Source organism: Pseudogulbenkiania sp. NH8B (assembly GCF_000283535.1).
Lineage (GTDB): Bacteria > Pseudomonadota > Gammaproteobacteria > Burkholderiales > Chromobacteriaceae > Pseudogulbenkiania > Pseudogulbenkiania ferrooxidans.
Genome location: NC_016002.1, coordinates 2,144,866 through 2,157,543, shown reverse-complemented (window position 1 = coordinate 2,157,543; position 12,678 = coordinate 2,144,866). Strand labels below are relative to the sequence as shown.

Annotated in this window: 11 protein-coding genes; 5 read left to right on the top strand and 6 right to left on the bottom strand. The window is 64.3% G+C overall.

The genetic code is table 11. The features are described 5' to 3' along the window. The first annotated feature begins 216 nt into the window (after positions 1–216). Both NH8B_RS09940 and NH8B_RS09935 read left to right on the top strand, forming a co-directional pair. Positions 217–1,347 (top strand): patatin-like phospholipase family protein, encoded by a 1,131-nt coding sequence (locus NH8B_RS09940; protein ID WP_014087205.1) that lies wholly within the window; start codon positions 217–219, stop codon positions 1,345–1,347. A gap of 134 nt (positions 1,348–1,481) precedes the next feature. Continuing rightward, positions 1,482–3,155: a methyl-accepting chemotaxis protein gene (locus NH8B_RS09935; RefSeq protein WP_014087204.1), complete on the top strand. Its 1,674-nt coding sequence runs from the start codon at positions 1,482–1,484 to the stop codon at positions 3,153–3,155. 181 nt (positions 3,156–3,336) lie between these two features. On the opposite strand, the gene NH8B_RS09930 is transcribed toward NH8B_RS09935, so the two are convergent. Then, positions 3,337–3,819, bottom strand: a complete 483-nt coding sequence (locus NH8B_RS09930; RefSeq protein ID WP_014087203.1) for a GNAT family N-acetyltransferase — start codon at positions 3,817–3,819, stop codon at positions 3,337–3,339. Between the two features lie 169 nt (positions 3,820–3,988). Then, positions 3,989–5,020, bottom strand: a complete 1,032-nt coding sequence (locus NH8B_RS09925) for a histone deacetylase family protein (RefSeq protein WP_014087202.1) — start codon at positions 5,018–5,020, stop codon at positions 3,989–3,991. Between the two features lie 125 nt (positions 5,021–5,145). Here NH8B_RS09925 and NH8B_RS09920 point away from each other — a divergent pair, with 125 nt between their 5' ends. Further along, positions 5,146–5,631: an Lrp/AsnC family transcriptional regulator gene (locus tag NH8B_RS09920; RefSeq protein WP_008954193.1), complete on the top strand. Its 486-nt coding sequence runs from the start codon at positions 5,146–5,148 to the stop codon at positions 5,629–5,631. Positions 5,632–5,679: 48 nt separating this feature from the next. On the opposite strand, the gene NH8B_RS09915 is transcribed toward NH8B_RS09920, so the two are convergent. Beyond that, positions 5,680–7,989, bottom strand: a complete 2,310-nt coding sequence (locus tag NH8B_RS09915; RefSeq protein WP_014087201.1) for a heavy metal translocating P-type ATPase — start codon at positions 7,987–7,989, stop codon at positions 5,680–5,682. Positions 7,990–8,069: 80 nt separating this feature from the next. Here NH8B_RS09915 and cadR point away from each other — a divergent pair, with 80 nt between their 5' ends. Further along, the gene (cadR, locus tag NH8B_RS09910) at positions 8,070–8,564 is read left to right on the top strand and encodes a Cd(II)/Pb(II)-responsive transcriptional regulator (protein WP_014087200.1); all 495 of its coding nucleotides are present in this window, start codon (positions 8,070–8,072) and stop codon (positions 8,562–8,564) included. A 103-nt stretch (positions 8,565–8,667) separates the two neighbouring features. On the opposite strand, the gene NH8B_RS09905 is transcribed toward cadR, so the two are convergent. Beyond that, the gene (locus NH8B_RS09905; RefSeq protein ID WP_014087199.1) at positions 8,668–9,201 is read right to left on the bottom strand and encodes a hypothetical protein; all 534 of its coding nucleotides are present in this window, start codon (positions 9,199–9,201) and stop codon (positions 8,668–8,670) included. Positions 9,202–9,417: 216 nt separating this feature from the next. Between NH8B_RS09905 and NH8B_RS09900 the strand changes: the two genes are divergently transcribed. Next, the gene (locus tag NH8B_RS09900; protein WP_158453621.1) at positions 9,418–11,079 is read left to right on the top strand and encodes a ClcB-like voltage-gated chloride channel protein; all 1,662 of its coding nucleotides are present in this window, start codon (positions 9,418–9,420) and stop codon (positions 11,077–11,079) included. A 139-nt stretch (positions 11,080–11,218) separates the two neighbouring features. Here the strand turns inward: NH8B_RS09900 and NH8B_RS09895 are convergent, their stop codons facing one another. Both NH8B_RS09895 and NH8B_RS09890 read right to left on the bottom strand, forming a co-directional pair. Next, on the bottom strand, positions 11,219–11,830 hold the full coding sequence (locus NH8B_RS09895) for an NAD(P)-dependent oxidoreductase (RefSeq protein WP_014087196.1): 612 nt from the start codon (positions 11,828–11,830) through the stop codon (positions 11,219–11,221). 133 nt (positions 11,831–11,963) lie between these two features. Next, the gene (locus NH8B_RS09890) at positions 11,964–12,671 is read right to left on the bottom strand and encodes a DsbA family protein (RefSeq protein ID WP_014087195.1); all 708 of its coding nucleotides are present in this window, start codon (positions 12,669–12,671) and stop codon (positions 11,964–11,966) included. Between the last annotated feature and the right edge of the window lie 7 nt (positions 12,672–12,678).

Sequence of the window (12,678 nt, the reverse complement as noted above, 5' to 3'; positions counted from 1 at the left end):
TGCGGGAGGTGGCCCCTCGCAAGGTGTTGTGCCCACCCGTCAGTGTCGTTGCCGGAAGGTTTCCGACACGCGTCGAGATCAATCAATTTTCATAATGATCGTGCAGACTTCACGAGATATTGCCTTGCATTCGTAACCCGACAACCGGTAAAAATTCGATCGGCAATTACATTTGGTTTTTATTATGATATGGCGATGTTCGTCTGGAGAATGACCATGGCAGAAAAGGCAGTGATAAAGAAGCACAAGAAAGCCCTGCTGATAGGCGGTGGCGCCCCCAATTCCACGCTGATGGCGGGAGCTTTGGTTGCCTTCCTGGAGCATGGGGTGGAGTTCGACGTGATTTCCACCTCAGGGGCCGGCGCGCTGATGGGCTTGCTCTATGCCGCCCCCAAGGCCGGCGATCCCATAGAAGCATTGCGGCAGTGGGCGCAAATTGGCGTCTCGGACCCGATCTACGGCATGCTGCCGGTCAATTACAAGGTCTTCATGAAACCGGGTGCCGAAGCCGCCGCGTATCGCGACTGGCTCGCCCGCAACCCCTTCACCGCCCCGTTCTTCGACCCCAGCTCGCCGTTTGGCAGCGGGCTGTTTTCAGACTGGGTCAAGCTCGGTCTCGCCACGATGTCGCCCAGCAACCTGTCGCCATCGAGCCTGGGCCTGTGCGCTCACCTGCCGTTTGCCGAGCAGGTCGTCGACTTCGACGCCATCGCCGCCGTAGCGCCCGAGTTCTACATCAATGCCTATAACATGAACCGCGAGAAGATGGTCATCTGGGGCAAGGATGAGATCACACCGGAGCACCTCAAGGCGGCCTTCTCCTTCCCGCTGATCTACCCGCCCTACACGCTGGATGGCGAGGATTACATTGAAGGCGCCGCCATCGATACGCTCAATTTCAAGGCACTGGTGAACGACGACCCGGCTTCACCCGGCAAGCACTGCGACATCGACACGCTGGTGGTGTTCGACATCCTCGGTGCCGACAAGCTGATCCGCAAACCGCGCGGGCTCTACGACGCCTGGGTGCACTCGATCATCACGCCGTTGGTGGAAATCGCCAAGGACGACATCCGTCTGTTCGAATACAAGCACAACATCGACCCTGCCACCGGCCAGCCCAAACGTCAGCTGCTTAAAGTGGACCTGATGGGCGGCATTCCTGACGAGCACTGGCCGCAGGTGATGGACTGGACGAGCTCCAACCTCGAATTGCTGTTCGACGTCGGCTACCGTGCCGGGCAAGCCTTCTACCGCGACCACGCCGCCGCGCTGGATCTCGCCGAGCCGCCGGGCCGGCATCGGGACAAAGCCGCCGCCACGGAGGGCGCCACCGAACTCGTCTGACAGCGCCGCCTTCTCATTGGGGACCAGCAACGTCGACAACGCCCGTACGGGCGTGCCCCGCACCCGTGCAAGGCATGGCGGCGGGGAGCCATCGGCGTTGCAGAAAAAAAGAACGACAAAAAAGGAAAAAATACATGAAGCGCATTTTTATTGGGGTCGTGCTGAGTCAGCTTGCCGTGACGGTGCTGGGCAGCCTGCTGCTGCTCAATCAGGGCGCAGGAATGGCGGCCGCCGGGTTCGCCAGCGTAGCCATCGTGCTGCTGGCGGCCAGCACCGTCTGGTTGGTGAACCAGGTGTTCAGGCCGCTCAGCCGCTTCGAAGGGGCGATCCACCATGTGCAGCAAAAGCATGCGCGCAACCTGACCTACCAGTACCCGGCGGTGGGCGGTGCGCTGCGCACCTCGGTGGAATCGGCCAACAAATACCGGGGCACGGTGTGCGAGACCATGGTGGGCGTACGCCACAACAACATCGTGCTGTCGATCAAGGCGGCGCAGATCGGCAAGCAGATCAAGGATGCCGACAACAAGGCGCGCGAACAGGAAACCTTGGCCGAAGGCATCTTTGCCCGCACCGAACGCAGCAGCGCCGAAATGGAAAACGTCAGTGCCAGCGTTAGCGTGATCTCCGGCGTAGCCAGCGAACTGACCCAGGGGGCCGAAAGCACCAGTCAGGAGATGGCGGTGGCCAACCAGAACGCACGTGAAGCCGCCCAGATCATGACCGGCTTCACCCGGAGCATCGACAAGCTGCTGGAAGACACCGAGGCGATCATCTCCAGCGTGGCGCAGATTCGCGGCATTTCTGATCAGACCAACCTGCTGGCGCTCAACGCCGCCATCGAAGCGGCCCGCGCCGGCGAGGCCGGGCGCGGTTTCGCGGTGGTGGCGGACGAAGTGCGCCAGCTCGCCGAACGCACCAACACCCTCGCTTCGAGCGTCGGCGGCAAGGTACAGGAAATCCACGAACAATCGCGGCAGACGGCAGGGGCGGCACAGTCGATCGCCGAGAGCATCCTCAAGGCGAGCGACGTGCTGGATGACGCCACGAGCCAGCTCAACCAGTTCGTCCAGGGCAGCCAGCAGGTCAACCGCGAGATCGGTGCCATCCAGGGCGCCATGAGCACACTGAGCGAGAACAACCGCGACATCCACGGCAGCGTCGGACGCATGCATCAGTTGTCGGAACAGATGTCCACATTGATGGAGGGCAGCATCGGCCCCTCTCGGGAGCTGATCGGTTCGGCCGAACAGGTCATGGCCAAACTCGGCCTGTTCCAGGTGGCCGACGCCGCGTTCGACCGCATCACCGCCCGGTTGCGCCAGAGCAAGGTGGAGTGTGAAGCGATGCTCGAGCAGCTCGCCGCCCAGGGGCTCGATCTGTTCGACAAGTCCTTCAAGCCGATTCCCGGTACCAACCCGCAGCAGTACCACACCAGTTACGACAAGGCCTACGAGCAACTCTTCCGCCCCTACTTCGACCGACTGGCGGCCGACATGCCGGGCTGCGACCTGGCGGTGATCTGCGTCGGCGACGAGGCCTATCCTCCCACCCACGTCAGCAAATACTGCCAACCGCAGACCGACGATGTGGCACGCAACACGCTGGTGAGCCGCGACAAGCGCTTCCACAAGGGCAACCCGATGCTGCATCGAACCAGCACCGACAAGAGCGAGTTCCTGTTCCAAGCCTACGTGCGCGACGTCGGCGACATCTTCGCGCTGGTCTCGGTGCCGATCTACCACCAGGGGCGGCACTGGGGCGGCCTGATGTTCGGACTGCAGCATGAAGCGCTGTTGCAAGGCTGAGAAACGGCTTGCCGCTTGACCGTGCTCCGTTTTAAATCAAGCAAAGAGGGTGCCTTGGGCACCCTCTTTGCTTTGGTTGACACCCCCCTCGGCCTCACCGGCTCCAAAGGCTTCGCCTTCGTAATAAGCGAGCCAGGTTCACATCGTTGGTGCGCGGCATTTCCGGTGGACTGCGGCCGTCTCAGGCGCTGGCGGCAAAGTCTCGCAGCGGGGAGCCCGACATGCGGTAGCGCACCCACTCGTCTTGCGGCTCGGCCCCGATCGACCGGTAGAAATCGATGGCGGGCTGGTTCCAGTCCAGCACGCTCCACTCGAAACGGCCGCAGCTGTTTTCCACCGCGATGGCCGCCAGATGCTGCAGCATGCGTTTGCCGGCGCCATCACCGCGCATGGCTGGCGAAATATACAAATCTTCGAGATACAACCCCTTTTTCGCCTGCCAGGTGGAGTAATTGAAGAAGTAGACGGCATAGCCCGCCGCCTCGCTATTCACTTCGCAGATCAGCGCGCGCGCCGGCGAATCCTCGCCGAACAAGCTGGCTTCGATGGACGCCACGGTGGCGGCCACCTGGTCGCCAGCTTTCTCGTAAATGGCCAGCTCGGTGATGAAGCGCAGAATCAGCGCGGCATCTTCTTTGTGGGCGGGGCGAATGGTGATGTTCATCGGGGTTCTCTTGCTCGTTGATGGCGCGGATGGGGCACGGTTGCCGCGTAGCCCGTGATTGCATGGGCGATATTACGGGCACCGCCACGCTGGGCAAAGCGCGTTTATTTCACTGACCGATGACATTTATGCATCACCCTCGCCGCCTGGGGCAGGCAACTCGACAGACTCAGCGCGCCGCCTCGAACCCCCGCAGCACGTTCACCGCGTTGACGCCGATGTCGTCGACCATGTAGCCCCCTTCCATCACGAACAGGGTGGGTCGGCCGATGCCGGCGACGGCCTCGCCGATGCGCAGGAAGTCCTCGTTATCGAGCTGGAAGTGGCTGATCGGGTCGTCCTTGAAGGTATCCACCCCCAGCGACACCACCACCGCGTCCGGTGCATAGGCGGCGATGGCGCGGCAGGCGTGGGCGAGCGCCTCGCCGTAGCCGTCCCAGGCGGTGCCGTGCGGCAGCGGGTAGTTGTGGTTGAAGCCCAGCCCGGCGCCGGCGCCCTGCTCGTCCCGGTGCCCCAGGAAATAGGGGTAGGACTGTTTCGGGTCGCCGTGCAGGGACACGAACATCGCGTCGGCGCGCTGATAGAAGATGCTCTGGGTGCCGTTACCGTGGTGGTAATCGACGTCGAGCACCGCCACGCGTTTGGCGCCGCCATCGAGGCAGGCCTGGGCGGCGATGGCAGCGTTGTTCAGATAGCAGTAACCGCCCATGTATTCGGCGGCGGCATGGTGGCCGGGCGGGCGGCACAGCGCAAAGGCACTATGTTCGCCCTCTTCCAGCTTGGCCATGCCGGTCAGGGCCAGGTTGGCGCTGGTGCGCACCGCTTCCCAGGTGCCGGCGGTGATCGCCACGCCGGCGTCCATGGCGTAGAGGCCCAGCTTGCCGTCGATGTGCTCGGGCTCGATGTCGCTGCGCAGATCGCGTACCGGCCAGATCAGCGGCAAGGCATCGTGTGTGCGGCCCAGTGCGCTCCACTCGGCCCAGGCGTTTTCGAGGAAGCGCACGTAGCGCTCACTGTGGACGCGGGCGTAGCGGGAAGTATCGTAATCACGCGGGGCGATCACCTCGCCCAGGCCGACCGCCTGCACTCGGGCGAGGATGGTATCGGCCCGGCTGGGCATTTCGAAGCACGGCTTGATCAGGCCGTCTTTCAGTTCGGTGGCATGGTGCAGCCGGTGGGCTGGGCTGTAGACGGTCAGCATGGTGTGGGCAATCCGGTGAAGAAGATGACGGGAACAAGTATGTAGTCTGCCGGCGGGATGTGTTTTGCTTTTTGAACTCAAAAACGGCTACTCTTTGAGAAAGATAAACTCACAAAGCAGCGAAAATGAGCGGAAACAAACCAAGGCATGAGCTGGACACGACGGATCGGACCATCTTGCGCCTGTTGCAGCAGGATGGTGCCCTGTCCAACCCCAAGTTGGCCGAACAGCTCTCGCTGAGCGTGACGCCGTGCTGGCGCCGGCTCAAACGGCTGGAGGACGAGGGCTACATCAAGGACTACCAGGCCAACCTCGATCGCCGCAAACTGGGCTACGACGTGCTGGCCTTCGTCAGCGTGAGCTTCGCCGTGCATGCCGACGAGGCGCCCAATCGCTTCGAGGAGGCGATACGGGATCGGCCGGAGGTATTGGCCTGTCACAAGATCACGGGGGCGGCCGACTACTTGCTGCAGGTGGTGGCGGAGAACCTGGATGGTTACAGCGATTTCGTCGAGAACGTGCTGCGCAAGATGCCGGGTGTTCACTCGATCCAGTCGAGCCTCGCGCTGCGGGAAGTCAAATCGTCCAGCCGCCTGCCGGTGCCGGATTGAAGCGGCCGATACCGATTGGCTGTCCGGAATGAGGGCTGTGGACGATGCCTACTGTCGCAGCAGCCTCAAGCCATTCCCGACCACCAGCAGGCTCGCACCCACGTCGGCGAACACCGCCATCCACATCGTCCCCAGGCCGCCCAAGGTCAGCGCCAGGAATAGCCCCTTGATCCCCAGCGCCAGGGTAATGTTCTGGAGCAGTACGGAGCGAGTGGCGCGCGACAGGCGGATAAAGGTCGGAATCTTGCGCAAGTCGTCATCCATCAAGGCAACGTCAGCGGTTTCGATCGCCGTGTCGGTGCCCATCGCGCCCATGGCAAAGCCAATGTGGGCACGAGCCAGTGCCGGGGCGTCGTTGATGCCATCCCCCACCATCCCCACCGGACCTGCTTTTTCGAAGGATTCGACGGCTTTCAGCTTGTCTTCGGGCATCTGGTTACCGCGAACCTGGTCGATGCCCACTTGCTTCGCTATCGCTGCTGCCGTATGTGGGTTGTCGCCGGTCAGCATGACCGTCTTGACTCCTAATGCGTGCAGTTCGGCGATGGCGTCGCGACTGGAGCTCTTGACCGTGTCGGCCACGGCGAACAAGGCCAGGACCTGGTGTTCGTCGATGAGCATGACGACGCTTTTGCCCTGGCGTTCCAGCTCATCGAGACGCGCTTCCAGCGAAGGAGTGCACCGATCGAGTTCATGCACCAGGCGATGATTGCCGAGAAAGTAGCGCTTGCCGGCGATCATACCGCGTACGCCGCGCCCCGGTAGCGCCTCGAAAGCGGCGACATTGTCCCGTTTGGCACCGTCCTGTTCGGCTTGGTTGGCGATGGCTTGCGATACGGGGTGATCAGAACGGCCGGCCAGGCTGGCCGCCAGGCGGCGGCAGTGTTCCGCTGCGACGTCAGCGTGTAGCTCGAAGTCGGTTTGTTGCGGTTGGCCATGGGTAATGGTGCCGGTCTTGTCGAGCGCCAGCCATTTCAGCAGGCGGCCTTGCTCCAGATAGATGCCGCCCTTGATCAGAATGCCATGGCGCGCCGCGGCGGCCAGGCCGCTGACGATGGTGACAGGGGTGGAGATCACCAGCGCGCACGGGCAGGCGATCACCAGCAAGACCAGCGCCTTGTAGATCCAGTCGTGCCAGTTGCCGCCCAGCAGCCAGGGTGGCAGCACGGCCACGGCCAGGGCAATGGCGAACACGGCCGGGGTGTAGACGCGGGCGAACTGGTCGACAAAGCGCTGCGTCGGTGCTTTTGAGCCTTGTGCTTGTTCGACGGCATGAATGATGCGCGCCAGCGTGGTATCGGCCGCTACAGACGTGACGCGGTACTCGAAGGAACCCGACTGGTTGATGGTGCCGGCAAACACGGCGTCGCCCTCGCCCTTGTCGACCGGCATGCTCTCACCCGTGATCGGTGCCTGGTTGATGCTGGAGCGACCGCGCACGATCTCGCCATCGAGCCCGATACGCTCGCCGGGCCGGACCCGGACCAGGCTGCCCACCGTCACCGTCCTGGCCTCGACCTCCTGCCACGTCCCGTCGGCTTGCAAACTGGTCGCCACCTCCGGCGCCAGTTCCATCAGCCCCTTAATCGCATGACGGGCCCGGTCGAGCGACTTGGCCTCGATCAGTTCGGCGAGCGTGAACAGCACCATCACCATGGCCGCCTCGGGCCACTGCCCCAACAACAGTGCGCCGGTCACGGCGATGCTCATGAGAGCGTTGATGTTCAGGTTGCGGTGGCGAATCGCCACCCATCCCTTCTTGTAGGTGGTCAGCCCGCATGAAGCGACAGCGAGAATGGCCAGTGCGGCGGACAGGGTGCCCGGCAAACCGCCCCACCCCGCCGCCTCCGAGGCGATGGCCGCCGTGCCGGCAAGAGCCAAAGGCCACCACGGTTTCTTCTGCGCCACCGGCTTTGCAAGCTGGCCTTGGGCATCCGGGACTTCGGGCTCGAAGCCGAGAGAGCGCACCGCCTCCAGGATCGGGGCCAGCGCATCGGGGGCATGCACCACCGTCAGCACCCGCTGCATCAGGTTGAACTCCAGGCTCTTGACGGACGCCATCGTGCCCAGTTTCCGGCGAATCAGCGCCTCTTCTGTGGGGCAGTCCATCTGCATGATGCGCATGGCGGTCCGCATGCCGTTTGCGACCGTTTCCGGCGCGGCGAGCGCGCCAAAGGCGATCGCGGCGGGCGCGCAGCACTGGCCATCGGCATGGTCGTGAGCGTGGTCGTGCCGATGGCTTTGCGCTGCCATCGGAGCCACACGATACTTCGGGCCCGCATGGCGTCGAGCCGGGACGACATGCCGCTCCAAGGGGTCGGGTTTGTTTTTGGGGTCGTGGTCGCAGCAGCCGGCCATGGTGAGGCTCCGTTTTTCATCGTATGCTGTGCATTGAACACCCTGTAGTTACTACAGGGTCAAGCAACGAAGGGCGGCAAATGAAAATCGGTGAATTGGCAAAACAGGCGGGCTGCCCGGTGGAAACCGTGCGCTACTACGAACGCGAGGGACTGCTGCCGGCAGCGGTGCGCGATCAGGCCAACAACTACCGCAGGTACGACCACGGCCACGTGGAGCGACTGACGTTCATCCGCCGCTGCCGGGCGCTGGACATGACGCATGGCGAGATTCGGGCGCTGCTCCAGGCTCGCGTCGAGCCGGATGCCAGCTGCGAGTCGATCAACGAACTGATCGATGCCCACCTGCAGCATGTGCAGGCCAGGATGGCCGAGCTGCAGGCCCTGGAAAGGCAATTGATCGATCTGCGCGGCCAGTGCCTGGCGGCCCGGGCCACGCGCGATTGCGGCATCCTGCGCGAGTTGGATCAACCTGGCGACGTGGCGTGGCGAGGCCCGGCGACGCCGGCGAGCCACCTCGGCGGCAGTCGCTGCGGCCATGAGGACAGCTCTCTTCTGCCGCACAAGCACGCATAAGGTATTCCGGCGCATCATGGATGCTGCGTTGGCAGCGGCGAGGCGACCGCCCTGCGCGGCGGCTTCGCCGGGTGGGCTCGATGTTATCGACGATACATCCGTGTCAGTGGCCCACTACGGCATCCTTGCCGTGGTCGGACACTTGCGCGTCGAACCAGTCATGCAGTGCGGTGACAAGCCGCGGGTCGGCCGTCGAGTAGGTCAGCTCCGCACCCTCGGGAATGGCTCGGTACGTAACGGCGATTTGACCGGGCTTGGCGGCCTGAAGCGCCGCTAGCCCCGGCATCTGTTCGCCGTGGATATGGCGTGGTCCGGAAAAATCGCCTTGGGAGAACTGTTTCCGGATGTCTTCGAGGTGCAGCCTGATCTGCCGCACCTGCCCGGCGTCTTCGGCGCGTCGTGCCACGACCCGCTGAATGCCGCCCTCCGGCGTCTTGGTGAAGATGTGCTGGGTTGCGCTCAGATCGAACGGCATCACTTCTTTGCCCCGTTGCGCCACTTCCGCCTGCTGTCGGGCGATGGCCGCCATGTGTGCCGCATGGTCCATGTGCGCCATGTCCGGGGCATCCATGGTTTGAGCCTGCGCCACGGTGGTTGCCAGTGACGCGGCAAGTATCATGGCAAGGGGTTTTCGCATCGTCGTTCTCCGGCTTGACGTGAGGTGCTTGCCCCACGCCGCACTGCATCTGAAACAAATAGGGCAAGGACGTTTGATTGCGGCCGCCCGCGAACGCGAGCCGCTCGGCAACTTCGCTATAATGCCGGGCAATCAGCAAGTCAACCTCTCCCTCAAGATGCCCGTCATATGCATGCTGCCCGCTCCCGCACACTAGGACGACTCGACATTAACGCCGTGAATCTGCTGCTGGCGGTGCCGATTGGCATGCTCGCCGCGGGCGTGACCAGCCTGTTCCGGCACGCCATCGATGTCGGCGACCGCGTGCTGTTCGGCTCGGCGCAGGATATCACCGTGATCATGGCGCAGCTCGACTGGCGCTGGCGCTTGTTCGTTCCGGCCTTGGGCGGAGGCCTGGCCGGTTTGATCCTGTTGTACGCGCAACGCAAGCATGGTGCGTCGCATGGCGAGTATATGGATGCGGTATCGGATGGCAACGGTCGTCTTCCCCTATGGCCCTCCCTGCTGCGCAGCCTGTCTTCGCTAGCGTCCATCGTTTCCGCCGGTTCCATCGGCCGCGAAGGCGCCATGGTGCAGCTTGCGGCGGTGACGGGGTCGCTGACCGGACGGCGCTGGGCCAATGAACGCCAGTTGCGCTTGATGACCGCCTGCGGCGCGGCGGCGGGCCTGGCTTCCGTCTATCACACGCCGTTGGCGGGCGCGATGTTCGTTGCCGAAATCGTGTTGGGCGCCCTCACCGTGGATTTGCTGGTGCCGTTGTTTGCCTCGGCGGTCACCGCCTCGCTGACGATTCTCGCCTTCGGCCATCACGACGCGCCGTTCGCCCTCGCCTCGGGCGTTGCCGTGCCGAGCCTGGGCGTCTACTTGCTGATCTTGCCGATCGGTCTGCTGGCCGGCTTGCTGGCGCCGCTGTTCCTGCTGGTGCTCGACAACAGCAAGCAGGCTTTCCGCCAGCTTACTCTCTCGATGCCGTGGAAAATGGCCTTGGGCGGGCTCCTGATGGGGGCCATCGCGGTGTTCATTCCCGAGGTCTGCGGCAACGGCTACACGCCGATCATCGATATTCTGCAGGGGCGGCCGCTGTCCGAGCCGGTGCCGTGGGCGCTGCTGGCGAAGATCGCCGCCACGGCATTGATCGTGGGATCGGACGCGGTGGGCGGCATCTTTACCCCGTCGCTGTTCATCGGCGCGGCGCTGGGGGCGATTGTCGCCGGTGCCGTGGCGATGTACCCGGCATTGCCCCAGGGCGATGGCACTCTGATCGCCCTGATCGGCATGGGAGCGTTCATGGCGGCGGTGAGTCACGCCCCGCTGATGGCGGTACTGATGGTGTTCGAGATGACCATGAACGCGGGCCTGCTGCTGCCGCTCATGGCCGGGAGCATTCTGGCGTATGCCGTTTCGCGCAAGATTCGGACGAACTCGCTCTACGACGTGCTGAACCGGCGCCATGCGTACCTGGCGCGGGTCGATGAGCTCCACGATACCGAGCTGATGTCGCTCCTGGAAAGCGTCACCACCCACCTGACGCCGTCGACGACGGTGGCCCAGGCCAACGCCTGCTTCCAGCAGACGCGGACGCGTTACCTCTACGTCATCGACAGCGCCGGCCGTTTTGTCGGCGTGGTCTCGATCCATCGGCTGGCCGCCTTGCTGTGCGACCATCCCGAACGGCAGGACGACGCGATTGAAGGCCTCATCGAGACGGCCTTCGACCTCTTGCCGGCCCAGGCGAGCCTCAAGGAAGCCTGGACCCTGTTCGCCACCAGTCCGCTGGAGCGGATACCGGTGGTGGACAACCTGAACGACCGGCGCTTTCTCGGCGTGGTCAGCAAGCGCCAGGTGCTCGGCCGGCTGCAGATCCTGGCGCGGCGCTAGCCTTTCGGCAAAGCAAGACCGCCCGGGGTGGCATTCCGGCCGTGGCGCGAACACGTCGGTGCAGCGTCGCCGATACACAACAGCCTTGGGCTCTGCCCAAGGCTGTTTGCTTTATGGCGGAAACGCCGCCGTTGACGGCTCAGTAGCCGACGGTGAAGCGGCGGCGCGTGTGCTTTGGCGCTTCCAGCTCGTCGACCAGCGCGATGGCGTAGTCTTCCATCGAAATCCAGCTCTTGCCCTGGGCGTCGATCAGGAGTTCATCGGCACCGATGCGGAACCGGCCGGTGCGCTCGCCCGGTTCGAACAACGCGGACGGCGACAGGAAGGTCCAGTCCAGCGCCGATTCGCCGCGCAGGGCGTTCAGGAAGTCGCGGCCGGCGCTCGCCTCGGCCTTGTAGATCGCGGGGAATTCCGGGGTGTCGATCAGCTGCACACCCGGGGCGACTTCCAGGCTGCCGGCGCCGCCGACCACCAAGAGGCGCGGCACGCCGGCTTGCTTGACTGCCGAAATCAGGCTGTCGGCGTTGCTCGACAGGAACATCGCGGCGCTGATCACGGCGTCGTGGCCGGCCAGCAGCGGCGCCAGTGCCGCCGGGTCGGTGGCGTCGCCCTGTTTCAGCGTTACGCCGGCGCATGGCGCCACCTTGCCGATATCGCGGGCGATGCCGGTGACCTGGTGGCCGCGTTGCAGCAGTTCGGTGGCGAGGCGCGAGCCGACGCGGCCGCTGATGCCGATGATGACGACGTTCATGGTGTTCTCCTTGGATGAGGTGCCGTGCCACGTCGGACACGGCGGAAAGCGGGATGGATATCGAGAATGTTGCGGCTCGCCGACTCGATGGGTTGCGCTGCGCTTCACCCATGCTGCGGCGTGCTCGGATCGGTCAGATGGCACAGCTGCCGTTGGCACAGCCTGGCTGGGCTGCCGCCGCGGGGGCTTCGGCCAACGTTGCCCGTCCTTGCTGTTCGAGGAAGTGGCGCCAGACGGCAGGTTGGCCGAAGAAGCGGCCGGCATCGAGCAGCGTCAACGTGTCGCCTTGCTGCAGCGCGAAGGTCGGGAAACCCCGTCCGCCGACTTGGCCCAGCAAGTGACGGCTGGCGGCGATGTGGGCCTGGGTCGCCGCGCCGTCCTGACGGGCGGACTCGGTGGCGAAGGCTGTCGGGTCGAGGCCGATATCGGCCGCCAGCTGACTCAGCACCTCGGTGTCGGCGATGCGGCGGCCTTCGACGTAGTGGGCGATCTGGATGCGCTTGAGCAGGTCGGCGCCACGTTCGCCGAGCGCTTCGGCGGCGAGGATGGCCGTGGTCGGCGGCGTGGAGTCGAATACCGCGCCCGTGTCACGCAACAGGCCGTCGAAGTAGTCGGCACCAAATACCTGCCCAGTCAGCGCGGCGATGCGGTGGTCGTGCGGCATCACGTAGTTGCGCAGCGCCACGCTCACCGGTTGGCGGTTGGCGCCGCTCATCATGCCGCCACCGTGCAGCGCCACGTGCAGCTCCGGGATGGCGCGGGCGGCTTCGACCAGCGGCGCGGCGCCGTAGCACCAGCCGCACAGCGGGTCGTAGAGGTAATGCAGTACGGTCGTGCTCATGAGGGTG